The following is a 22,033-nucleotide window of genomic DNA, read 5'->3' as shown; positions in this document are numbered from 1 at the left end:
GGCTTGGGATAAATCGCGGAAATCGGTCCGATGGGGCGCAGGCGTCAGCCGCCGCAGCCGCCCAGCGTGACCTTGATTTCCTTCGATGCCACGTACCACTTGCCGCCAGCCTTGACCGCCGCGTACACGACGGACGTCTGGCCCATCTTCACGCGCGTGGAGACGAACGGCTCGGTGCCGGCCGGGATGGTGAAATCGGCCGCCAGCGTATTCGGATTCTTCTCAACCAGGATGGCGATCTGCTCGGTGTCCGGCAGCGTGCTGGTCACGGCCACCGGCACCACGGCGCCGTTCTCGGCGATATCCGGTGCATTGAACGTGATGGCGCCGCTCTTCTCGGTGCCGCTGCCGCCCAGCGCCTTGATCACATCGGCCACGCTCTTGCCGTCGAAAGCCGTCTTGTTCCACTCCGCGGCCTGCGCCTCGCTGATCAGGCCCGTGGCCGCCATCAGCGAGAGCACCGCGGATACCCGCAATACTTGTCGTCGTTTTTGATTCATGCTCTGTCCCGTACTTGCTTGCTGCCGACCCCGGTACTCATACTGCCCGCCGCTTCCGGGTCTGCCGGAAACAGCGCGGGCCGCCGGCGCTGCCGGACGGCCCGCGATACCTGATGGGGCTTACTTGGCCGGTGAGCCGGCCAGGATCCACTCCACTACCGTCTTGATATCGGCGTCGCTGACACCGGCATTCGCCGGCATCGGCACCGGGCCCCAGACGCCCGAACCGCCGCTCTTCACCTTGGCCGACAACTTGGCCAGGGCACCCTTGTCGCCCTTGTACTTGGCGGCCACTTCCTTGTAGGCCGGGCCCACCAGCTTCTTGTCCACCTGATGGCAGCCCATGCAGGCGTTCTTGTTGGCAATCTCCTGCGCACGGGCGGCGTCCACGGCGTGCGCCGAGGCAGCGGCCGCGAACAGCGCGGCGGCGATGACAAACTGCTTCATTTTGTGTTGCTCCAAACGGATTGAGCCGTGGGGACGGCAAAGGCCGCGCTTCATCGGTCGGGCGGCGCGGCACGCTCGGCCGCCGTTGGGGCGATGCCTCTGCGGGCAGGTGCGGCCAGTCCGCTATTTTGCCTCAATAATCCATCGGCCTACGGATGCGGCAGTGATAAGGGTATTCACAAAACCACGGGAAATCGCTGTCGAATCAAGGGTTAACCCCCGGATATCAACGCCGCGCCAGCCGCCGCCTTGCCCCGAGCCGCCCGCCGAACACGTTGAGCAGCAGCCCGCCCATGACCACCAGCGCGCCGAGCCATTGCGCCAGCGACAAGTCCTCGCCCAGCAGCCCGTGGGCCGAGATCAGCCCCACCACCGGCACCAGCAGCGTCAGCGGCGCCACCTTGCTGGCCGGATAGCGCGTGAGCAGCCGGCCCCACATGGTGTAGCCGAACAGCGTGGCCGCGAAGGACAGGTAGCAGATCGCCAGCACGCTCATCATCGGGATCTGGCCGAGCGCCGCCGTGATCCGCGCCGGGCCTTCGAACCAGTACGAGAGCAGCGCGAACGGCACGATCGGCACCAGCCCGCCCCAGACCACCAGCCCGAGCAGGTCCACCGGCCCGATCTTCTTGCTGACGATATTGCCCGAGGCCCAGCAGAACGCCGCGCACAGCGTCAGGCCGAAGCCGGCCACGCTCATGCCGCCCGGGCCGTGCGCCGCGCCGCTGCCGATCAGCGCCAGCCCGCCAGCCGCGATCGCCATGCCGGCGACGTTGTGCCAGCGCACCGGCTCGCCCAGCCACATCCCGGCAATCGCCACGGTGAAGAACACCTGAGACTGCAACACCAGCGACGCCAGCCCGGCCGGCATGCCCACCGCCATCGCATAGAACAGGAAGGCGAACTGGCCGAGGCTGATGAACCCGCCATAGGCCAGCAGCATGCGCAGCGGAATGCGCGGGCGCGGGATGAAGAAGACGGCCGGGAATGCCACCAGGGCGAAGCGCAGCGTGCCCAGCAGCATCGGCGGCACGCCGGCGAGGCCCACCTTGATGACGACGAAGTTGACGCCCCACACCACGATGATGGCGAGGGCTAGAAGGCGGTCTTTGGCTTGCATGGTCGGTATCGGGGGCGGCGTGTCACGGAGGCGCAACACACCGGAACCCGCTAGCCTACCAGCACCTCGCCCAGCATGTCGGACCAGATGCTGCGCGCCCAGGCCCATGCGTAGCGCCCTTCGAGCGCATTCGGGGTTTTGGATAACCCGCCGGCGCCGGGCACCGTGACCATCGTCCGCTCGGCCGCGTCGTAGCGATGGACGCTGGCGATGTGGATGGCCTCGTCGGCGGACGTGAAGCTGTAGCAGGTGTTTGTATACAGTGGGGTCGGGTCGGGCGCCTGCCCGGCCAGCAGTTGGAGGATGGCGGCGGCGGCCACCTTGCCGTGCTGGTTGGCCATGGTGCCGGACTTCGGCATCAGCGGCGCGATTTGCACGGCATCGCCCAGTACGTGGATCTCGGGCGCCACGCGCGAGGCCATGGTCAGGAAATCGACCTCGCACCAGCGGCCATTGGCCGTGGCGAGCCCGGTGGACACCGCGATGGCCCCGGCGCGTTGCGGCGGGATCAGGTTGACCACGTCGGCGCGCTCGTCGTCCTGGACCTCGAACTTGAGGGTGCGCGTGGCGGAGTCCACGTCCACGGTCTCGTGCTGGGGGCGATAGTCGATCATGCCCCGGTAGCGGGTCTCCCAGACCTGCCGGAACAGCGCGCCCTTGGAGGTGATGTCCGGATTGGCGTCGAAAATCAGCACCTTGCTGCGCGGCTTGTGCGCGCGCAGGTAGTCCGCGACGAGGCAGGCGCGCTCGTACGGGCCGGGCGGGCAGCGGTACGGGGCGAGTGGAATGGTGATGGCGAAGGTGCCGCCGTCGCGCATCGCCGCCAACTGGCGGAACAGCGCGTCGGTCTGCGGGCCGGCCTTCCAGGCGTGCAGGATCTGGTCCCCGCCGGGCTGCGCCAGGCCGGGAATCGCACTGGACTGCATCTCCACGCCGGGCGACAGCACGAGGCGGTCGTAGCGCAGCGTGGCGCCGCCGGCCAGCCGCACGGTGCGCGCAGCGGGGTCGATCGCAAGAGCCGTATCGCGCACATGGCGCACGCCATGCCGGCGTACCAGCGCGTCATAGGGGAGTGTGATGTCGGCCATGCCGCGCTGGCCGCCCACCACGAGATTCGAGAGTGGGCAGGAGACGAACGCCGCGTCGGGTTCGACCAGCGTCACATCCACGGCGCCCCGGCTCCAGTGGCGCAGGTAGCGCGCGGCCGTTGCCCCGCCAAAGCCGCCGCCGATGACCACCACCCGGGCCGGCGCGGCAGCGCGGGCCTGGCGCGGGGTCAGCATGCCCAGCGCGGCGGCGCCGCCGAGCGATCCCAATATTCCCAAAGCGGCGCGTCGGCGCATGAGGTTCTTCTTATTTTTGATCGGCGAACCAGGACGCGATGCCGAGGATCTCCGTATCGCTATAGCCCTTGGCGATCTGCGGCATCACGGTGCCCGGCAGCTTGCCGTTCTTGTAGTTGAGCATCAGTTCGACGAGTTCCGCGCGGGGCCGGCCGGCGAGTCCCGGGACGGGACTATCGGCCGGCGCGCGACCGTCGGGACCATGGCAGGCCGCGCACGAGGCGGCCTGGTTGCGTGCCTGCTGCATGCGCGCCGACTGCGCCTCCACTGTGGTGCGCGCCTCGCTGGCCGGGCCGGACGTGCCGGTCTGGGCGAACGCCGCCCCAATCGTGGCGATGGCCGCCAGCGCCACCCATCCGCCAATCCAGAAGGCCAGCCGTGCGGTGGACATCTTGTGGCGAGGGAGGGGGCGCATGGTTCAGCTCCTTGGGGAGACCTACGGCAGGTTGCGGCCCGGCGGCAGCGCCGTCGGGGACGATACAGGGGCCGCGACCGGCGCCGTCGTAACGGTGCCAGCCGGCGCATCGGAGGTCACCGGCGCGTTCGGCGCGGTACCGGGCACGGTCTGCACCGGCGCCGGCGTACCCACGGACTGGCTGCCCGAATCCGGATTCTGCGAGCTGGCGGTGGCGTCCAGGCGGGCGCGCTCGGCCTCGCTGACGTAGTCGAATGCCTTGACCACCTTCTGCACGCCGCTGGCGTTACGGGCCACGTCGGTGGCGCGGTCACCCTCGGCGGCAGTGACCACGCCCATCAGGTAGACCACGCTCTTGTCGGTGGTCACCTTGATCGAATTGGCCGGCACGCCATCGGCCGTCACCAGGAAGGTCTTGACCTTGCTGGTCAGGTAGGCGTCGTTGCTACGAGCCATGAAGCCCGGCGTGGAAGCCACTTCGAGTTCGTTGATCACCTCGCGCGCATTCGGCAGGCTCTTCACGTACTGCTCCACCTGCTGCTTGGTATTGGCGTTGTTGGCCTCGCCCACCAGCAGCACCTTGCGGTTGAACACGGCGGCGTCCACGCGGGCCTGGCCGCTGTACTTGGCGTCCAGCGTGTTGTCGATCTCGAGCTGCAGGCCACGGTCGATGGCCTGGGTGCCGGTGGGACGGCGGTCCGTGGCCATGACCACGCCCGTGCCGACCGCGCCGGCCAGCACCGGGAAGCAGCCGGCGAGTTGCGTGGCCGACACCAGCAGTGCGGCCACGGTGATGGCCGTGCGCGCCACGCGCGCCGGAGTGGTCTTCTGGGTCATTGCGGTGGTTGCGGTCGTTACGTTAGTCATGCGGTCCTTGGCTGGATACGGAATGATGCGGAAATATGACGAAACCGGCGCGGCGCTGTGGATGACTCTGTGGATGACGCCGCAATTCCTGTGAATATCTTGGGCAAATCCTGTGGATAACGCGGGATAACCACCCCGCTCCCTGTCCGCCAGGCCCTATGCCTCGCCCAGCAGCGCCTCGTCGATCCCGTCGCAAAGGCAATGCAGCGTCAGCAGGTGCACTTCCTGGATGCGCGGGGTGCGGTCGCTCGGCACGCACAGGTGGATGTCGAACTCGTCCAGCAGCGTGGCGATCTTGCCGCCGCCCTTGCCGGTCAGCGCCACCACGCTCATGTCGCGCTGGCGCGCCGCCTGGATGGCCGCGATCACATTCGCCGAATTGCCGGAGGTGGAGAGCGCCAGCAGGATATCGCCGGGCTGGCCCAGCGCCTCCACCTGCTTGGAGAACACCACCGTGAAATCGTAGTCGTTGCCGATGGCGGTCAGGATGGAGCTGTCCGTGGTCAGGGCAATCGCCGCCAGCCCGGGCCGCTCCCGCTCGAAGCGGCCGATCAGTTCGGCGGCGAAGTGCTGGGCGTCGGCGGCCGACCCGCCATTGCCGCAGACGAGGATCTTGTTCCCACTGGTCAGCGCGGCCACCATGCGCTCCACCGCCGCGTCGATATGCGGCGCCATCAGCGTGGCGGCCTGCCGCTTGGTGTCCGCGCTGTCCAGGAAATGCTGTTCGATGCTTTCAATACTCATGGCTCTTTGACTTCTGCCCAATCCCGCGCATTATGACGCAGCCCAAGACGCGCCATCGTCACGCCCGGCATTTTGGTCGAATGCGTTCGGCAGCCAGGCCAGGCGCCCCGGCTCCAGCGCCACCACGTCGAAGCGGCACGGCGGCGTATGGTCCAGCGTGCCAAGGTAGTGTTCGGCCGCCCGCAGCAGGCGGCGCTGCTTGGTTGGCGTGACGCTGGCCGCCGCGCCGCCGAAGGCGCGGCCGCTGCGCTGCCTGACCTCGACGAACGCCAGCGTGCCATCGGCGGCGCGCATCACGAGGTCGATCTCGCCGCCTTTGCAGCGATAATTGCGCACCACCAGCGCCAGCCCCTGCCTGAGCAGATAGGCCAGCGCGCGATCCTCGGCCGCCGCGCCGCGCGCGGTCGTGGTGGTTTTGAATGAGCGAATCAACGGAAGTTCTCAAGCATGAGTGACTGGACCTCGCTGGCCGCCGGCCAGACCTACCCGCCCGGCACGCTGTACGTGGTGGCCACGCCCATCGGCAACGTGGCCGACCTGTCCCTGCGCGCGCTGCATGTGCTCGGGTTGGCCGACGCCATCGCCTGCGAAGACACCCGCAACACCGGCCAACTGCTCTCGCGCGTGGGCCTGCAGCGGCCGCTGGTGGCCGTGCACGAGCACAACGAGCGCGAAGCGGCGGTGAAGATCGTCGCCCGGCTGGCCGCCGGGGAGCGCATTGCCTATGTGTCCGATGCGGGCACGCCCGGCATCTCCGACCCTGGCGCCCGGCTGGTGGAAGCGGTGCGGTCGGCCGGCCTGCGCGTGGTGCCGCTGCCCGGGCCGAGCGCCGCCGTGACCGCGCTGTCCGTGGCCGGCGACATGCTCGAAGCCGGCGAAGGCCGCTTCACGTTCATCGGCTTCCTGCCCGGCAAACCCAAGGCCCGCGCTGACGCCATTGCGCAACTGGCCGCCCTGGACCACGCCTGGGTGGTCTACGAGGCGCCGCACCGCATCGCCGACACGCTGGCGGCACTGGCCGCCGCCCTGCCCGGCACGCGCCGGCTGCTGGTGGGCCGCGAGCTGACCAAGCTGTTCGAGGAAACGCCGGTGCTGACCGTGGCCGAGGCGCCGGCGTGGCTGGCCGTCGAGGCATCGCGCGGCAAGGGGGAGTTCGTGCTGGTGGTGGAAGGCGCGGGGCGCGCCGAAGATGCCGATGCCGATGCCGATGCGCCCGATGCCGAGGCCCAGCGCGTGCTGAAGTTGCTGGTGGCCGAGCTGCCGGCCAAGCGCGCCGCCAAGCTGGCGGCGGCGATCACCGGTGCGAAGACCGATGCGCTCTACCGGCTGGCGCTGGCGCAACGCGCCGCCGAGACTGACGCGGGTGACGACAGCGACAGCGAGGAATGAGAAAAGTCTGAAAGGGAGAGGGGGGAGCGGGCTGGCGGTGGAACGGGAGTCGATCACGCCAGGCCGCATCAGGGTGCCTACCGGGGCTTGCGCTTGGTGGTCGTCTTGACCGTCCGCGCTTTGGCCTTGGACTTGGCCGGGACCAGTGTGTTGGCGGTCTCGGGCAGGTCGTCGGCGCCGCTGCCGTCACCGGCTTCGTTGCCGCCCGCCTCAAGCTGCGGACCCAGCGCCGCCACTTCCGTGCGTGACAGCCGGCGGATTTCCACCTGCGTGGCGCCACGTTCGACGAAACTCAGCCGCTTGGCCGCCGCATAGGACAGATCGAGCACCCGCCCGCCGTGGTAAGGGCCGCGGTCATTGATCCGCACCACTGCCACCTTGTCGTTGCGCAGATTGCGCACCAGTACCCAGCTATCGAGCGGGAGCGACGGGTGCGCGGCAGTCATCGCGCGCATGTCGAAGCGTTCGCCATTGGCGGTCTTGCGGCCATGGAAGCCCTTGCCGTACCAGGACGCCGTACCGCGCTGCTCGAAAGTGCCCAGATCCGGGCGCAGGCCGTCCAGCGACGATTGCGACGGCGCGTTGTCATCCTTGCCCCAGCCAAACAAATCCCAGTTGCCGCGCTCATCGGGGCGAGCGCCGGACTTGTCGAGCTTCGCCTTGGCGGCGCGCGTGGGCACCGCGCCATTGGCGTCGGCGTTTTGTTGGGAGTCGCTCTCCGGCGGCGTCGCGCAGGCGGCCATCACCAGCGCCGATACGAGGATCGCGCAGCGACGCAGCAAGCGGTTAGTTTCCGGTTTGGCGGGGGTCGCGCGTTGCGTCGCGCGTGCGAGGCCAAACCCCGGACGAGATACGGGCAAATTGAACATGGGCGCAGTCTAACATCGGTGTCCGAGCGCTACATCCTTGATTTTGTTACGAAATTTAATCAAGTGGCTTTGAAGATCGGCACGAATCCCCGCAATCCAAAGCCTGACAAGGGATTGCGCCGAATATGACAAGCGCATTTATGAGTGTCTTGAAATTCACTTTCAGAATCGTCTCAACCCGTCTGACACCCGTTTGAGACGGGGGGCCATGGGGCGACGTTACAATGACCGCCTCGGCCAGACCGTGCCGTGGCGCACACGACAAAGCGCCCGCATCGACCCATGAAAGTCCTCCTGATTCCCGTCACCCCGTTCCAACAAAACTGCTCGCTGTGGATCGACGAGACCACCGGCCGTGCCGCCGTGTGCGACCCCGGCGGCGACCTCGACCGCATCCTGGCCGCCGTCGCGGAGCAAGGCGTGACGCTGGAAAAGATCTTCCTGACGCACGGTCACGTCGACCATTGCGCCGGCGCGGCGGCGCTTTCGCGCCAGCTCGACATCCCGATCGAGGGGCCGCACGAGGACGAGCGGTTCTGGATCGATCAACTGCCCGACCAGACGCGCCGCTTCGGCTTCGGCCATGCGGAAGCGTTCGAGCCGGACCGCTGGCTGGACAACGGCGACACCGTGACGTTCGGTGGCGAGACGCTCGAGGTCTACCACTGCCCCGGCCACACACCGGGCCACGTGGTGTTCTTCTCGCGCGCCAACCAGTTGGCGATCGTCGGCGATGTGCTGTTCGCGGGCTCGATCGGCCGGACCGATTTCCCGCGCGGCAACCACGCCGACCTGATCCGCTCGATCCGCACGCGGCTGTGGCCGCTGGGCGAGGACGTGACCTTCGTGCCCGGGCACGGCCCGGTGTCTACCTTCGGCGAGGAACGCCGCAACAACCCCTACGTGGCCGATCACCTGATCGACGCGGCCTGAAATCATCCCGATGGCGAAGAAGCAGGCACCCGATACCCGTCCCGAGATCTACGTCAGCACCGACGTGGAGGCCGACGGCCCGATCCCGGGCCCGCATTCGATGCTCTCGTTCGCCTCGGCGGCGATGCTGGCCGACAAGACCGTGCTCGGCACCTTCTCCGCCAACCTCGAAACCCTGCCCGGCGCCGCTGGCCATCCGGTGCAGATGCAGTGGTGGAAGACCCAGCCTGAGGCGTGGGCGGCGTGCCGGCGCGACCTCGAACGCCCCGAGGACGTGATGCCGCGCTACGTGGAATGGGTGGAAAGCCTGCCGGGCAAGCCGGTGTTCATCGCCTTTCCGGCCGGTTTCGATTTCACCTGGGTGTTCTGGTACATGATGCGGTACGCCGGCCGCTCGCCCTTCGGCTGGGCGGCGCTGGACATCAAGACGCTCGGCTTCGCGCTGACCGGGCGGCCGTACCGGAAGTCGGTCAAGCCGGCCTTCCCGGCCCACTGGCACGACCCGTTGCCACACACCCACATCGCCCTGGACGACGCCCTCGAGCAGGGCGCCCTGTTCTGCAACATGCTGGCCGAGCTGCGCGCGCGGGAAGCGGTGCTGGCGACGGTCGCTTCGGCAAATTCTGCTGCTGGCGCGGATTCCAGCGATAGCGATAGCTCACATCCAACCGTCGAACGCTGAACTGGGTACGCCCCGGCGGTCGCAGGAAACGGCGCGTTTCCCGTGGCGTTTGCCTATAGTAGAAGTGGCTGTTGAAGCGGCTACCGACGCCCGAGGAGGTGTGCCATGCGATTCCATCCCGATCTCCATTTCAAGGACCTGAGCGGCAGACTGCACTGGCCACACCGCACCCACGCGCGCACTTCCGCCATCACCCGGACGCATTCTCCGAGCGAGGATGCGGAAATCGCCAAGGCTACGGTCTATGTCAGCACGGTCACGCTGGTGACGCTGCTGGTGGTGCTCGCCGCCATCGCTTTCGGTCAGGAGGCCCTGCACTGGCTGGGTGTTTGATTACGACGACTCGCCTGACGCGAATCGCCTGTCTGACCGGCCGGCCTCCCCTTGCGGGAGGCCGGTTCTATTTCGGGCCCCGAATTGGTGCAGCCAGTCAGTCCAGCAGGGCCGACACGGCTTCGGGCGGACGGCCGATGGCGGCCTGGCGGTTGCGGACCACCACCGGGCGTTGCAGCAGGATCGGGTTGTCGGCTACGGCGGCCAGCAGTTCGGCGTCGGTCAGGCCGGGGTCGGCCAGATCGAGCTCCTTGTAGACATCCTCGTTGCTGCGCAGCATCTCGCGCACCGGCAGGCCCAGCATCGTATGGAGCTGGCGCAGCGTGGCCAGCGTGGGCGGCTGCTTCAGGTACTCCACCACCTCAACCGGCTCGCCCAGACGCTGCGCCGCGGACTCGACCAGCGCGAGCGTCTCGCGCGACTTCGAGCAACGGGGGTTGTGGTAGATCGTGATCATGGTGGCGTTCTCCGGATAAATATCACCGCACTATATACAAGCGCCTGCGCACGCGACGCGGTAAGGTACGGAATGTGCTTCGCACAAGATTTCCCTGACTGGTCTGACTGCCTCCGAAACGCCGTGTCCGAATCATCCGCCCCCCGCAAGCCCTTCCACCTCCGCGATGCCACGCCCGACGACGTGCCGGCCATCCATGCCATATACGCCCATCATGTCGAGCACGGGCGCGCCTCGTTCGAGGAAGTGATCCCGTCCGTGGACGACATGCGCCTGCGGTATGGCGAGGTACTCAAGAAGCACCTGCCGTACATCGTCGCCGAGCGGGATGGCGAGGTGCTGGGCTACGCCTACGCGTCGTCCTACCGCGCGCGCAGCGCCTACCGCTTCGCTATCGAGGATTCGATCTATATCGATCATCGCCATACCGGCGAGGGCCTGGGCCGCGCGCTGCTGGCCGAACTGATTGCCCGCTGCGAGACCGGGCCGTGGCGCCAGATGGTGGCTGTGGTGGCCATCACCGCCAGCGGCGAGGGTGCCGGGTCCGTCGCCGTGCACGAGCGGATGGGCTTCCGGACGGTGGGCCGGCTCGAATCGGTCGGACTCAAGCACGGCCAGTGGATAGACACGGTGCTGATGCAGCGCCCGCTGGGGGTGGGCGACGCCTCGGTGCCCGGCTGATCAGGCGGCAGCCACCGCCAACCCCGGCAGCGTGGCATCGGCCCAGGTCTGCAGGTGCTCCAGCCCGTGGGCGATGTACTCCGGACCTCGGGCGGTGTTGTCCATGCGCAGCACTTCCACACTGGTGAGGCCGATCGTGCCGAGCACGTACTTCAGGTAAGGCGTCAGGAAGTCCTGCTGGCTGCCGGGGCCCTCGCGGACCGGGCCGCCGCAGGCCACCACGGCCAGCACGGGCCGGTCGCGCAGCAGTCCGATCTTGCCCTGCCGCGAGCTGCGGAAGGTGCGCTCGGGCCGCACGACGAGGTCGATCCAGGTCTTCAGCGTGGCCGGCACCGTGAAGTTGTGCATCGGCGTGGCCAGTAGCACCATGTCGGCCGCCTCGAGTTCCGCGATCAGCGTCTCGGACAGCGCGAGCGCCGGCGGCACCTCCCCTTCCTTCAGCAGCCCGGCCGCGCCGGCCATGTTGGCTTCCGTGAACGCCGCGCCGATGGGCGGCAGCGGGTCGGCGGCGAGGTCCCGTTCGAGCACCGTCAGCGGCGCGTGTTGCGCGGCCAGCTTCTGGCGAATCCAGTCGGCCGCGCGGCGGCTGTGCGACGTCTCGCCCCGGGGGCTGACGTTCAGGTGGAGCAATGTCGTCATGTCTCAGTCCAATTGATATTTGAAGCGCAGCGTCTGGGCCAGCAGACCGTTACGGTAATAGAAACGATGGCCCAGCACGTTGGTGAGTGGCGTATCCAGCACCAGCAGGCGGGCATTGAGCGCGCGGGACTCTTCCTTGAGCCAGTCCATCAGCATCCGGCCGTACCCGGCGCTGCGTATGTTGGCGTCCGTAACCAGGTCGTCCACATACAGGAAATCGCCGTAGACGAGATTCTCCTGCATCCGGTACCCGGCCAGCGCCACGAGCTGGCCGTCATCCCACAGGCCGACCAGGCGGTAGCCCACGTCGGCCTGCCGCCGCCAGCGCGCCACGAGTTCATCGGCATCGGCCAGATGCGGCCGGAGCTGGTGCATCAGCGGGAAACAGGCCGCCACTTCGCCGCCGGTGTCGATGCGACGAATCTGAATCAGGTCGATTTCTTTGACGACGGTGCTCATGCGCGGCTCCCGGTGGCGGGCGTGGCAGCCGGCGGCGGGAAGTGCAGCCCCACGGCGATGCGGTTCCACGCGTTGATGGCGGCAATGGCGGTGGCCAGGAACACGCGTTCCTCCTTCGTGAAGACCGCCTTGACCTGCGCCTGCGCGGCGTCCAGCGCGGCGTGGTCGGTCATGCGGACGAGCGCTTCGGCCAAGGCCAGGGCCGCCTGCTCGCGCACGGTGTAGATGCCGGCGTCGCGCCATCCGGCCAGCAGATCGAACTTGCGCGGGTCGATGTCGAGCTTGCGCGCGATGTTCAGATGGAATTGCAGGCAGAACGCGCAGCCGTTGAGCTGGGAGACCCGCAGCTTCACCAGTTCGGTCAGCGCCTTGTCCAGGCCGGACGCGTCCACCGCGCGTCCCACGCCGCCCAGTGCGGCGTAGACATCGGGGGCTGTCGCCGTAAATTGTTGGAAATCCATCGTCATGTCGTGCTCCTTGGTCCGGTTGGCCCGGTCGGTCGGTTGAGGTAAGATGTAAGAGTTCGAACATGATATAAGAGCTTTGACATTATGGCTAAGACCACAGCGCAAGTAGGGGCATCAGCGGCGGAGGCGTCACGCCTTCCGGCGCCCGGCGAAGGCAAGCGCGGCGAGAGCGGCTATCTGGCCTACCTGCTGCGGCAGGCCAGCGCCGCCAACCGGCTGCGCATGGAACGCGCGCTCGACGACCTCGGCGTGACCGTGCCGCAGTTCTTCGTGCTGACGATGCTAGGCGCCTACCCGGGCATCTCGGGCGCGGACGTGGCGCGGCTGGCGCTGCTGACGCCGCAGACCGTGAGCGTGATCATGAACAACCTGGAAAAGGTGGGCGCCATCGCCCGCACGCCGCATCCGGTGCACGGGCGCATCCAGACCATCGCCCTGACCGAGGCCGGCCGCACCTTGCTGGCGGGCTGCAAGGCGCGTGCGACAAAGGTCGACGAGGATCTGCGCGCTGGGCTGACGTCCGAGGAAGAACAGGTGGTGCGGCGCTGGCTGGTCAGCCTGGCATCGCCCGAAGAGGGCCTGACCGCCTAGCCGGGCCATGAAAAAGCCCGCGAGACGGAAGTCGCGCGGGCCGCAAGTCACAACAAAGGGTTCTTTACAGGCGCTCAGGCCATCGGAATCAGGCCATCAGGTCCGAGAGTGCCAGCGCCACCACCTTGGTCGCGCGGTTCAGGTCGTTCAGGCGCAGGTTTTCGTCCGAGTTGTGGCCGCGCGCCTCCATCAGCGTGCGCGGGCCGGCGCCGTACAGCACCGTGGGAATGCCGTGGCTGGTGTAGTGGCGGGCGTCGGTGTAGAGCGGCACGCCCTGCACCGGGATCTCCACGCCGAACACGGCCTCGGCACGGCTCTTGAGCGCGCCGATCAGCTTCTCCACGCCGGGCAGCTCGGACAGCGGCTCGGCCAGGATGATGCGTTCCACCTTGACCTCGATACCCGGGCGGTCCTTGGCGGCACGCTCCACCACGGCGCGCAGTTCGCCTTCGGCATCGAAGCCGATCTCTTCCGGAATCATGCGGCGGTCCACGCGGAAGGTGACCAGGTCCGGCACCACGTTGGTGTTGATGCCGCCCTTGATCAGGCCGACGTTCAGCGTGGCCGTGTCGATGCCCGGCACCTTGCTCTTGCGCGTGGCCAGCTCCGCGCGCAGGCCGTAGATCGCCTGCAGGATGTGGGTGGCGGCCTCGATGGCGTCCACGCCGGTGTGCGGCATCGCCGCGTGGCCCTGCTTGCCCTTGACGGTCACTTCCACGTGCAGGCAGCCGTTGTGGGCCGAGGTGATGCCGTACGAGAAGCCGGCCGAAATCGCGTAGTCAGGCTTGGTCAGCCCTTCGTCGAGCAGGAACTTCGGGCCGATGTCGCCGCCGGTTTCCTCGTCGTACGTGAACTGGAGTTCCACCGTGCCGTTGAGCTTGGCGCCCTGCTTCTCGGCTTCCTGAAGCGCCAGCACCGCATAGGCGTAGGTGGCGAAGTCCGACTTGGACACCGCCACGCCACGGCCATACATCACCGGGCCGTGCTCGCTGTCGGCAATCTGGCCGCCGTACGGGTCCTTGGTCCAGCCCAGGCCCGGGGGCACCACATCGCCGTGGGCGTTCATGGCGATGGTCGGGCCGCCCTTGCCGAAGGTCTTGCGCACCAGCAGGTTGGTGGCGCTGATCATGCCCGCCGCGCGGACCTTGTCCTCGGGCACCTTGTGCGCTTCCACCTGGAAACCCAGCCCTTCGAGCAGCGTCCTGGCGCGCTTGCCGTGGGCGTCGCAGTCGCCAGGCGGGTTGTCGGACGGCACCTTGACCAGCTCGGCCAGGAAGGCCTCCTGCTGCGGACGCAGCGCGTCGATGGTCTGCGTGAGCGTGGTCTCGATGGGGTTCATGTTGTCTCGTGCGGTCATGTTCTGGCTCTGGATTCGGATTTGTTCGATAAATGGCTTGGGCGCGCTGCGTGGTACCGCCGGGGCTTACTGCTGCCGCTGGAAGTGCTCGACAAAATCGGCGAACACCCGCGCGGCGGTCTGCGCGTCTTCGGGGGTCATGGTCTCGGTGGGGTGATGGCTGATGCCGCCGTTGCCGCAGCGCACGAACAGCATCGCCACATCGGCAATCGCGGAAATCGCCATGGCGTCGTGGCCGGCGCCCGAAGGCAGGTGCCGCACCGGCACGCCCTGCCGTTCGACGGCGGCGGCCCATTGCGATTGCAGCCACGGTGCGCACGGCACGCTCTTGGCTTCGTGGGTCTTGCGCAACTGCACGCGCACGTTGCGGCGCGCGCCGATGCGTTCGATCTCGGCCAGCACGTCGTTGACGGCGGCCTCGCGCTCGGCGTCCTGCCCGGCGCGGATGTCGATCGAGAACACGGCGCGGCCCGGCACCACGTTGGTCGCCCCATTGGGCACGTTGAACTGGCCGACGGTGCCGACCAGGCCCGGCTTGCCGCTGCAACGCTTCTCTATATAGAGGCCGATCTCCGCGCCGGCCATCGCGGCGTCGCGGCGCATGTCCATCGGCACGGTGCCGGCGTGGCCGGCCAGCCCTTCCAGTTCGACGATAAAGCGCGTGGCGCCCGAGATGGCGGTGACCACGCCCACGGCCAGGCCCTCGTTCAGCAGTACCGGGCCCTGCTCGATATGCACCTCGACGAAGGCCAGCACGCGTTGGCGGTCGTGGGCGGCGGCGGGTAGCTCGGCAGCGTCGAAGCCGGCCGCGCGCATTACCTCGCGCATGGTCTTGCCGGAGTCATCGACGTTGTCGAGCACATTGGTGTCGAAGGTGCCGGCAATCGCACGGCTGCCCAGCAGCGTCGCCTTGAAGCGCACGCCCTCTTCCTCGGCAAAGCCGACCACCTCGATGGCGAACGGGAAGCGCTTGCCCTGGCGGTGCCACTCGGCCACGCAGGCAATCGGCAGGATCACGCCGAGGTTGCCGTCGTAGCGGCCAGCATCGCGCACAGTGTCGAAGTGGGAGCCGGTGAGCAGCGCGGGAGCGTCGGGCGAGGTGCCTTCGTAGCGGCCGATGACGTTGCCGGCGGCGTCGCGGCGCACGGTCATGCCGGCTTCGCGCATCCATTCGGCTAGTTGTGCGGCGGCGCCGTGGTGGGCGTCGGTCAGGTAGGTGCGGGTGAGCAGCCCGGGCTGCTCGGTGTGGACGGCCAGGGCGTCGGCCCAGGCCATGATGCGGGCGCCGGCCTCCGGGGCCAAAGTCGTCGGGGTTGCTGCCGGGGTTACTGCCATAGCGGGTCTCCTGCGATCTACATGTAGCCCGGCGCTGAGGGTCCTGGCGGGGGCGCCAGTCCGGGCGGGCGCCCGGTGCCGAAGCTCTATTCTCTGCGATTCATGTTAGCACAGTGAATTCAAAAATTGCATACAAAAATGATATGCACTATATTGGCCTGCACGCACCGACAATCCCGCCCGGACAATCGTTTATCGACAATCCTGTCGAGCCCGGCCGAGGGTGGCGTGGCGTTCCCAAACCCAGATCAGGGCAGGCCATTCCGGACCCGCCCGGCACGGAGACAACGATGCAGCAAACCCTTCCCGCGCAGCGCCCCCCTCGCCTGCATGCCCGCAGTTTTAGCCGCTTGACACGCTCGCTGTTCGGCCAGGTGCTGATCGCCCTGGTGCTAGGCACCCTGCTCGGGCTCTGCTTTCCCGAGTTCGCCGCGAAGCTCAAGCCCCTTGGCGATGCCTTCATCAAGCTGATCAAGATGCTGATCGGCCCCATCGTGTTCTGCGTGGTCGTGGCCGGCATCTGCGGCGCCGGCGAGCTCAAGAAGGTGGGCCGGGTCGGCATCAAGGCGGTGATCTACTTCGAGATCGTCACGACCATCGCGCTGGCGCTGGGCATCGTGCTGGCCTACGTGTTCCAGCCCGGCACGGGCATGAACGTGAACCCGCGCACGCTCGATATCTCGGCCATGGCCGCCTATATCGACAACGCCGAGAAGGTGAAAAGCGCCGGCACGGTCGATTTCCTGCTCAAGCTGATCCCGAACACGGTGATGGGCGCCTTCACCAACGGCGACGTGCTCCAGGTGCTGCTGGTCTCCGTGCTGTTCGGCTGCGCGCTGTCGCTGGTGGGCGAGCCGGGCAAGCCGCTGGTGCGCCTGATCGACACCTTTTCCCACACGCTGTTCAAGATGATGGGCTTCATCATCAAGCTGGCCCCGCTGGGCGTGCTCGGCGCGGTGGCGTTCACGGTGGGCAAGTACGGCATCGGCTCGCTCAAGCAGCTCGGCTTCCTGGTGATCCTGTTCTACGGCGCGGTGGCGATCTTCGTGCTCGTGGTGCTCGGCACCATCATGCGGATCTGCGGGTTCTCGGTAATCAAGCTGATCCGCTATCTGAAGGCTGAACTGCTGGTGGTGCTGGGTACGGCGTCCTCGGACAGCGTGCTCCCGCAGGTCATGAAGAAGCTCGAATTCATGGGCGTGCGCAAGTCGGTGGTCGGGCTGGTGATTCCTACCGGCTACTCGTTCAACCTCGATGCGTTCTCGATCTACCTGACGCTCGCGGCGGTCTTCATCGCCCAAGCCACGAATACGCCGCTTGCGCTGGGCGACCTGCTCGGCATCCTGGCCGTGGCGCTGGTCACCTCGAAGGGCGCGCACGGCATTCCGGGCTCGGCCATCGTGATCCTGGCGGCGACGCTGTCGGCCCATCCGGCGATTCCCGCCATCGGCCTGGTGCTGGTGCTGTCCGTCGACTGGTTCATCGGCATCGCGCGCGCCGTGGGCAACCTGATCGGCAACTGCGTGGCGACGGTGGTGGTGGCGGCCTGGGAGAAGGATATCGACCGGGAGCGTGCCCACGCGGTGCTCAACGGCATGATTCCGGCGGGTGATCTCGACGCGGGGCTGGAGTCGCTGGGCGACAGCATCGGCGCGGACACCGGGAAAGTCCCCGTGGGTGCGCCGCTGCCTGGCACGGTCGCGGGGCGCTAGAATCACGCATTCCCAATCCCGCACCGCGCCGGTCCGCCCCCCAGAGGCGAGAGGCGCGACACCATGCCCGAGCACATCGATCCAGACATGACCGCCGAGGCGATTGCCGACGACATCGTCGCCGCCATCGTCTCGCACCGCCTGCCCCCCGGCACCAAGCTGCGGGAGGAGGCGCTGGCCAGCGTCTATCGCGTCAGCCGCACCAAGGTGCGGGCCGCGCTGCTGATGCTGTCCAAGGACAAGGTCATCCAGATCGTGCCGGACAAGGGCGCCTTCGTCGCCAAGCCGAGTGCCGAGGAGGCGCGTGAAGTCTTCGCGGTGCGGCGCATCCTGGAGGCCGCGCTGGCGCGCGAGTTCGTGGCGAAGGCCACGGCGGCGGACTACAAGCGCATCGACAAGCATCTGGCCGCCGAGCGCAAGTCCCTGGGCGGCAACGACGCGCAGGTGCGCACCCGGCTGCTGGGCGACTTCCACATCGTGCTGGCGGAGGTGGTTGGCAACAACGTGCTGACCGAGATCATGCGCGAGCTGTCCATGCGCAGCGCGGTCATCACCATGCTGTACCAGAGCCGGCGCGATGCCACGTGTTCCTCCGACGAGCATCGCGAGTTCATCGACGCCGCGCGCGCGGGCGATGCGGAGCGGGCAGTCACACTGATGGTCGATCACCTCGCGCATGTGGAGGCGGCGTTGCACTTCGAGGAAGTTCCGGGCGCGTCGCGCGGCAAGGATCTGGTGACGGCGTTGCTGGCCTGATCACTGCATCGTCAGCGAATGCCTGGCGCTTGACGGCGATCAAGTCCAAAACGCGGCGGGAGGCGCATCATTCCTCTCGCCATGAAGTTGCGGGGGCGCACTTCATGAGCTCTCCCCGCCCTTCGCAAGAAGGGCTGCCCGCAGACCGCAACGGCTGCGGGCTTTTTCGTTTACGGCCCTGTTTTACGCTTCGGCGCGCCCGGTCCAGTAGCCGGGCTTTGCGAACGCTGTCTTCAGGTGTTCGATGAAGAAGCGGATCTTGGCCGGCACCGGCCGCTGCTGCGGGTACACCGCGAGGATGTCGTAGTCCGGCAGCGCGTATTCGTCGAGCACCGTGATCAACTCGCCGCTCTCCAGCTGCGGCAGGATCTCCCAGGTGGAGCGCCAGCCCAGTCCCAGACTCTCGCCGGTCCAGCGGTGCAGCAATTCCCCGTCGTTGCAATCGAGGTTGCCACGCGCGCGCACCGTCACCGTCTTGCCGTTCTGCTGGAAATACCAGCCGCGCTGCTGCCCGCCTTGCAGGTTGAAGGCCAGGCAGTTATGCCGCTCCAGATCCTCGAGCGTGTGCGGCACCCCATGCTTGGCGAAGTAGGCCGGCGTGCCGCAGACCACGCGCTTGTTCGTCGCGAGCTTGATCGCCACGAAATTCGGGTCGATGGCGCCGCCGATGCGGATGCCGACGTCGTAGCCCTCGCGCACGAGGTCCACCACGCGGTCCGTCAGGTTGAACGAAATCTGCACTTCGGGATTGGCACGCAGGAACGCCGGCGCGTGCGGCGCCACATGCTTGCGGCCGAACGCGGCCGGGGCGGACACGATCAGGTGGCCGGTGGCCTTGTGCTTGCCTTCGGCAATCAGCATCTCGGCGCGGTCCAGGTCGGACAGCGCTTTCTTGCACTGCTCCATGAACGCCGCGCCCTGCTCCGTCACGACGATGCGGCGTGTGGAGCGGTGCAGCAGCTTCACGCCGATGCGCGCCTCGAGCGCGTTGATGCGGCGGCCGATCATCACCGGCGTCACGTTCTGCGTGAGCGCGGCGGCGGCCATGCTGCCGTGTTCCACCACGGCGATGAAGGCTTCGATTTGTTTGAGTTTATCCATATGGGCCAGTCAAGCCGGTTGTCTCCTGCTGGCACATTGTGAGGCATTCGCAGCCCCGGCGGGTCAGCTGGGGCGGCTGCGCAACAGCGCGTCGCTGATCTCGGCGGCCTCGCCCAGCACGTGGGCCAGCCGCCGCAGCGGCGCGCAGCACTGCAACTGGGCGAACAGGGCGAACGCCGCGCCGGCCACCAGCACGGCGCCGTACACGGCCACCAGCGCGGGACCCTTGTCGGGCGCCGCCACGACCAGCCCATCGGCCAGCACGGCCGCCGCTGGGCCGAGCGCCAGCACCAGCGCTACCGTGCGGGCGGCGCCTTCCCAGAGCCGCGCCTGCAGCACGATGCGCCGCTGGCGCGCGCGCAGCTGGAGCGCGGGAACACGCCCGAGCCGAAGCACCAGCGCGTCCTCGGCATCGCTCTCCACATCCACCCGGCGCGACAGCCAGCGCAGCGGATGCCGCAGCGCATCGCGCCGCACCAGCAGGCGCACCAGCCACGCGCCCACGTAGAACACGCCGCACACCGCCAGCAGCCCGTGGAACACCTGCGGCAGCCACACGGGCGGCGCCTGGCCGAGGATCTCGTGCCACCAGACCAGCCCGCCCCCGGCCACCAGCGCCGGCACCAGCGCGAGCACGAAGCCGGCCCAGAGCACGCCCGCGAGCCGGCTGTCCGGCGCGCGCTCGGTGGGTCCGGCCTGGAGCGCTTCGATCAATTCATAGGTGGACGGCAGCCGCGTGTACATGGCAAGGCGATGGCGAGAACAGAGCCCGCTATTTTGGCTGGGGCGGCCCGCTACCGAAAGCCCGAATTGCACCCAATCCACCCCAAATCGACCCAACCCCCACGCTTGTGGGGGACGCGGATTCCGCACTGCAACGTATTGAATTCGTCACTTCATAGCGGCGCCGGCGAGGTCATTGCATACCCCAGGTATCGAATCAACTGATCGCCCTTCTGTTTATCCGCGCCCCGCTGCGGGCATAGGATCGACGCCAGCGGACATTTCACCCATTTCAATTCGATCCCTGGAGACAGACATGCCGAAGATGAGAGCAGTTGACGCGGCCATCGCCGTGCTGGAGAAGGAAGGCATCACCACCGCGTTCGGCGTGCCCGGCGCCGCGATCAACCCGTTCTACTCGGCCATGCGCAAGGCCGGTTCGATCAAGCACCTGCTGGCCCGCCACGTGGAAGGCGCCTCGCATATGGCCGAAGGCTATACGCGTGCCGAGCCGGGCAATATCGGCCTGTGCGTGGGCACCTCGGGCCCCGCCGGCACGGACATGATCACGGGCCTGTACTCGGCCTGGGCGGATTCCATCCCCATCCTCTGCGTGACCGGCCAGGCGCCGCGCGCCCGGCTGTACAAGGAAGATTTCCAGGCCGTCGATATCGAATCGATCGCCAAGCCGGTGACCAAGTGGGCCGTGACCGTGCGCGAGCCGGCGCTGGTGCCGCAGGTCTTCCAGCAGGCGTTCCACCTGATGCGCTCGGGCCGCCCGGGTCCGGTGCTGATCGACCTGCCGTTCGACGTGCAGGTGGCCGAGATCGAATTCGACCCGGAGACCTACCAGCCGCTCCAGCCGTACAAGCCGGCCGCCTCGCGCGCGCAGATCGAGAAGGCCATCGCCATGCTCAACGCGGCCGAGCGCCCGCTGATCGTCTGCGGCGGCGGCGTGATCAACGCCGATGCGGCCGACCTGATGGTGCAGTTCGCCGAACTGGTCAACGTGCCGGTGGTGCCGACGCTGATGGGCTGGGGCGTGCTCGCCGACGACCATCCGCTCCAGGCCGGCATGGTCGGCCTGCAGACCTCGCACCGCTACGGCAATGCCACGCTGCTGGCGTCCGACTTCGTGATGGGCATCGGCAACCGCTGGGCCAACCGCCACACGGGGAGCGTCGATGTCTATACGAAAGGTCGGAAATTCGTTCACGTCGATATCGAACCGACGCAGATCGGCCGCGTGTTCGGCCCGGACCTCGGCATCGTCTCGGACGCCAAGGCCGCGCTGGAGCTGTTCGTGGAAGTGGCGCGCGAGATGAAGATGGCAGGCCGCCTGCCGTGCCGCAAGGCCTGGGTGGCCGATGTGCAGAAGCGCCGCCGCACCATGAAGCGCAAGAGCGACTTCGACAACGTGCCCATCAAGCCGCAACGCGTGTACCGCGAGATGAACCAGTACTTCCCGCGCGACGTGCGCTACGTCAGCACCATCGGCCTGTCGCAGATCGCCGCTGCGCAGTTCCTGTCGGTGAACCAGCCGCGCCACTGGATCAACTGCGGTCAGGCCGGCCCGCTCGGCTGGACGATCCCCGCCGCCATCGGCGTGAAGACCGCCTCGCCGGAATCGGACGTGGTGGCCATCTCGGGCGACTACGACTTCCAGTTCATGATCGAGGAACTGGCCGTCGCCGCGCAGTTCAAGGTGCCGTACATCCACCTCGTGGTGAACAACTCCTACCTCGGCCTGATCCGTCAGGCGCAGCGCAACTTCGAGATGGATTACTGCGTGCAGCTGGCGTTCGACAACGTCAACGCGCCGGAGCTGGACGGCTATGGCGTGGATCACGTCAAGGTGGTGGAAGGGCTCGGCTGCAAGGCGATCCGCGTGCACAAGCCCGAGGACATCGCGCCGGCCTTCGCCGAGGCGCGTGATCTGATGGCCGAATTCTCGGTGCCGGTGGTGGTGGAAGTGATCCTGGAGCGCGTGACCAATATCGCGATGGGTACCGAGATCGACAACATCAACGAGTTCGAGCCGATCGAGGACATCGAGGACGCCGACGAGGCCATCCTGTCCGAAGAAGTGGCCACCGCCTGACCGGGAGAGAGA

The 22,033-nt window shown here is 67.6% G+C and carries 26 protein-coding genes; 9 read left to right on the top strand and 17 right to left on the bottom strand.

Going from position 1 to position 22,033, the window contains the following annotated elements; translation table 11 throughout:
* Window positions 1-44: 44 nt before the first annotated feature.
* The 8 genes from soxY to AC1DP9_RS19400 form a co-directional block, all read right to left on the bottom strand.
* On the bottom strand, window positions 45-500 hold the full coding sequence (gene soxY, locus AC1DP9_RS19435; RefSeq protein ID WP_092300149.1) for a thiosulfate oxidation carrier protein SoxY: 456 nt from the start codon (window positions 498-500) through the stop codon (window positions 45-47).
* Between the two features lie 120 nt (window positions 501-620).
* Window positions 621-947, bottom strand: a complete 327-nt coding sequence (locus AC1DP9_RS19430) for a c-type cytochrome (protein WP_092300152.1) — start codon at window positions 945-947, stop codon at window positions 621-623.
* Between the two features lie 226 nt (window positions 948-1,173).
* Window positions 1,174-2,067, bottom strand: coding sequence for an EamA family transporter (locus tag AC1DP9_RS19425; protein ID WP_477108247.1), 894 nt, complete (start codon window positions 2,065-2,067; stop codon window positions 1,174-1,176).
* A 50-nt stretch (window positions 2,068-2,117) separates the two neighbouring features.
* Entirely contained in the window at window positions 2,118-3,410 is a 1,293-nt protein-coding gene (locus AC1DP9_RS19420; RefSeq protein ID WP_477108246.1) for an FCSD flavin-binding domain-containing protein, read from the bottom strand.
* 10 nt (window positions 3,411-3,420) lie between these two features.
* Window positions 3,421-3,825: a c-type cytochrome gene (locus AC1DP9_RS19415; RefSeq protein ID WP_255370962.1), complete on the bottom strand. Its 405-nt coding sequence runs from the start codon at window positions 3,823-3,825 to the stop codon at window positions 3,421-3,423.
* A gap of 21 nt (window positions 3,826-3,846) precedes the next feature.
* Window positions 3,847-4,662, bottom strand: a complete 816-nt coding sequence (locus tag AC1DP9_RS19410; RefSeq protein WP_255370963.1) for a BON domain-containing protein — start codon at window positions 4,660-4,662, stop codon at window positions 3,847-3,849.
* Window positions 4,663-4,848: 186 nt separating this feature from the next.
* The gene (locus AC1DP9_RS19405; RefSeq protein ID WP_092300167.1) at window positions 4,849-5,436 is read right to left on the bottom strand and encodes a phosphoheptose isomerase; all 588 of its coding nucleotides are present in this window, start codon (window positions 5,434-5,436) and stop codon (window positions 4,849-4,851) included.
* 30 nt (window positions 5,437-5,466) lie between these two features.
* Window positions 5,467-5,868, bottom strand: a complete 402-nt coding sequence (locus AC1DP9_RS19400; protein ID WP_477108245.1) for a YraN family protein — start codon at window positions 5,866-5,868, stop codon at window positions 5,467-5,469.
* A 15-nt stretch (window positions 5,869-5,883) separates the two neighbouring features.
* Here AC1DP9_RS19400 and rsmI point away from each other — a divergent pair, with 15 nt between their 5' ends.
* Window positions 5,884-6,825 carry a 16S rRNA (cytidine(1402)-2'-O)-methyltransferase gene (rsmI, locus tag AC1DP9_RS19395; protein ID WP_477108244.1) on the top strand — a complete coding sequence of 314 codons (942 nt, stop codon included), beginning with the start codon at window positions 5,884-5,886 and terminating at the stop codon, window positions 6,823-6,825.
* 77 nt (window positions 6,826-6,902) lie between these two features.
* On the opposite strand, the gene AC1DP9_RS19390 is transcribed toward rsmI, so the two are convergent.
* The gene (locus AC1DP9_RS19390) at window positions 6,903-7,568 is read right to left on the bottom strand and encodes a septal ring lytic transglycosylase RlpA family protein (RefSeq protein ID WP_454757482.1); all 666 of its coding nucleotides are present in this window, start codon (window positions 7,566-7,568) and stop codon (window positions 6,903-6,905) included.
* Between the two features lie 408 nt (window positions 7,569-7,976).
* Here AC1DP9_RS19390 and AC1DP9_RS19385 point away from each other — a divergent pair, with 408 nt between their 5' ends.
* The 3 genes from AC1DP9_RS19385 (at window position 7,977) to AC1DP9_RS19375 (ending at window position 9,642) form a co-directional block, all read left to right on the top strand.
* On the top strand, window positions 7,977-8,627 hold the full coding sequence (locus tag AC1DP9_RS19385; protein ID WP_441593534.1) for an MBL fold metallo-hydrolase: 651 nt from the start codon (window positions 7,977-7,979) through the stop codon (window positions 8,625-8,627).
* Window positions 8,628-8,637: 10 nt separating this feature from the next.
* Window positions 8,638-9,309 carry a 3'-5' exonuclease family protein gene (locus tag AC1DP9_RS19380; RefSeq protein ID WP_477108243.1) on the top strand — a complete coding sequence of 224 codons (672 nt, stop codon included), beginning with the start codon at window positions 8,638-8,640 and terminating at the stop codon, window positions 9,307-9,309.
* A gap of 105 nt (window positions 9,310-9,414) precedes the next feature.
* On the top strand, window positions 9,415-9,642 hold the full coding sequence (locus tag AC1DP9_RS19375; RefSeq protein WP_454757407.1) for a hypothetical protein: 228 nt from the start codon (window positions 9,415-9,417) through the stop codon (window positions 9,640-9,642).
* A 97-nt stretch (window positions 9,643-9,739) separates the two neighbouring features.
* Here the strand turns inward: AC1DP9_RS19375 and arsC are convergent, their stop codons facing one another.
* A complete protein-coding gene (arsC, locus tag AC1DP9_RS19370; protein WP_454757408.1) occupies window positions 9,740-10,099 on the bottom strand; it encodes an arsenate reductase (glutaredoxin) in 360 nt (119 codons plus the stop codon).
* 123 nt (window positions 10,100-10,222) lie between these two features.
* Here arsC and AC1DP9_RS19365 point away from each other — a divergent pair, with 123 nt between their 5' ends.
* Window positions 10,223-10,780: an N-acetyltransferase family protein gene (locus tag AC1DP9_RS19365; protein WP_477108242.1), complete on the top strand. Its 558-nt coding sequence runs from the start codon at window positions 10,223-10,225 to the stop codon at window positions 10,778-10,780.
* Here AC1DP9_RS19365 and AC1DP9_RS19360 read toward each other — a convergent pair whose 3' ends face one another.
* Genes AC1DP9_RS19360 through AC1DP9_RS19350 form a run of 3 tightly spaced genes read right to left on the bottom strand, consistent with a single transcriptional unit; the run spans window position 10,781 to window position 12,339 of the window.
* Entirely contained in the window at window positions 10,781-11,419 is a 639-nt protein-coding gene (locus AC1DP9_RS19360; protein ID WP_092300190.1) for an FMN-dependent NADH-azoreductase, read from the bottom strand.
* A gap of 3 nt (window positions 11,420-11,422) precedes the next feature.
* Window positions 11,423-11,878 (bottom strand): GNAT family N-acetyltransferase, encoded by a 456-nt coding sequence (locus AC1DP9_RS19355; RefSeq protein ID WP_092300193.1) that lies wholly within the window; start codon window positions 11,876-11,878, stop codon window positions 11,423-11,425.
* Window positions 11,875-12,339: a carboxymuconolactone decarboxylase family protein gene (locus AC1DP9_RS19350; RefSeq protein ID WP_092300416.1), complete on the bottom strand. Its 465-nt coding sequence runs from the start codon at window positions 12,337-12,339 to the stop codon at window positions 11,875-11,877. The genes AC1DP9_RS19355 and AC1DP9_RS19350 overlap by 4 nt, the downstream gene beginning before the upstream one ends.
* Before the next feature lie 90 nt (window positions 12,340-12,429).
* Between AC1DP9_RS19350 and AC1DP9_RS19345 the strand changes: the two genes are divergently transcribed.
* On the top strand, window positions 12,430-12,936 hold the full coding sequence (locus AC1DP9_RS19345; protein ID WP_092300196.1) for a MarR family winged helix-turn-helix transcriptional regulator: 507 nt from the start codon (window positions 12,430-12,432) through the stop codon (window positions 12,934-12,936).
* 88 nt (window positions 12,937-13,024) lie between these two features.
* Here the strand turns inward: AC1DP9_RS19345 and AC1DP9_RS19340 are convergent, their stop codons facing one another.
* Together AC1DP9_RS19340 and AC1DP9_RS19335 are read right to left on the bottom strand one after the other, a co-directional pair.
* The gene (locus AC1DP9_RS19340; protein ID WP_477108277.1) at window positions 13,025-14,275 is read right to left on the bottom strand and encodes a M20/M25/M40 family metallo-hydrolase; all 1,251 of its coding nucleotides are present in this window, start codon (window positions 14,273-14,275) and stop codon (window positions 13,025-13,027) included.
* An 84-nt stretch (window positions 14,276-14,359) separates the two neighbouring features.
* Window positions 14,360-15,628 carry an allantoate amidohydrolase gene (locus tag AC1DP9_RS19335; RefSeq protein ID WP_477108241.1) on the bottom strand — a complete coding sequence of 423 codons (1,269 nt, stop codon included), beginning with the start codon at window positions 15,626-15,628 and terminating at the stop codon, window positions 14,360-14,362.
* A 290-nt stretch (window positions 15,629-15,918) separates the two neighbouring features.
* Between AC1DP9_RS19335 and AC1DP9_RS19330 the strand changes: the two genes are divergently transcribed.
* Both AC1DP9_RS19330 and AC1DP9_RS19325 read left to right on the top strand, forming a co-directional pair.
* Window positions 15,919-17,340 (top strand): C4-dicarboxylate transporter DctA, encoded by a 1,422-nt coding sequence (locus AC1DP9_RS19330; RefSeq protein WP_477108240.1) that lies wholly within the window; start codon window positions 15,919-15,921, stop codon window positions 17,338-17,340.
* 63 nt (window positions 17,341-17,403) lie between these two features.
* Entirely contained in the window at window positions 17,404-18,096 is a 693-nt protein-coding gene (locus AC1DP9_RS19325) for a GntR family transcriptional regulator (RefSeq protein ID WP_092300207.1), read from the top strand.
* 183 nt (window positions 18,097-18,279) lie between these two features.
* Here AC1DP9_RS19325 and AC1DP9_RS19320 read toward each other — a convergent pair whose 3' ends face one another.
* Window positions 18,280-19,197, bottom strand: coding sequence for a LysR family transcriptional regulator (locus AC1DP9_RS19320; protein WP_092300210.1), 918 nt, complete (start codon window positions 19,195-19,197; stop codon window positions 18,280-18,282).
* A gap of 63 nt (window positions 19,198-19,260) precedes the next feature.
* Complete coding sequence (locus AC1DP9_RS19315) at window positions 19,261-19,941, bottom strand: hypothetical protein (protein ID WP_092300213.1); 681 nt, start codon at window positions 19,939-19,941, stop codon at window positions 19,261-19,263.
* 295 nt (window positions 19,942-20,236) lie between these two features.
* On the opposite strand from AC1DP9_RS19315, the gene gcl reads away from it, so the two are divergent.
* A complete protein-coding gene (gcl, locus tag AC1DP9_RS19310; protein ID WP_092300216.1) occupies window positions 20,237-22,021 on the top strand; it encodes a glyoxylate carboligase in 1,785 nt (594 codons plus the stop codon).
* The last annotated feature ends 12 nt before the right edge of the window (window positions 22,022-22,033 follow it).

The organism is Cupriavidus sp. 01L43 (assembly GCF_056399925.1).
Note: the sequence above shows the minus strand (reverse complement) of the source record. Positions and strands in the feature narration are given on the sequence as shown.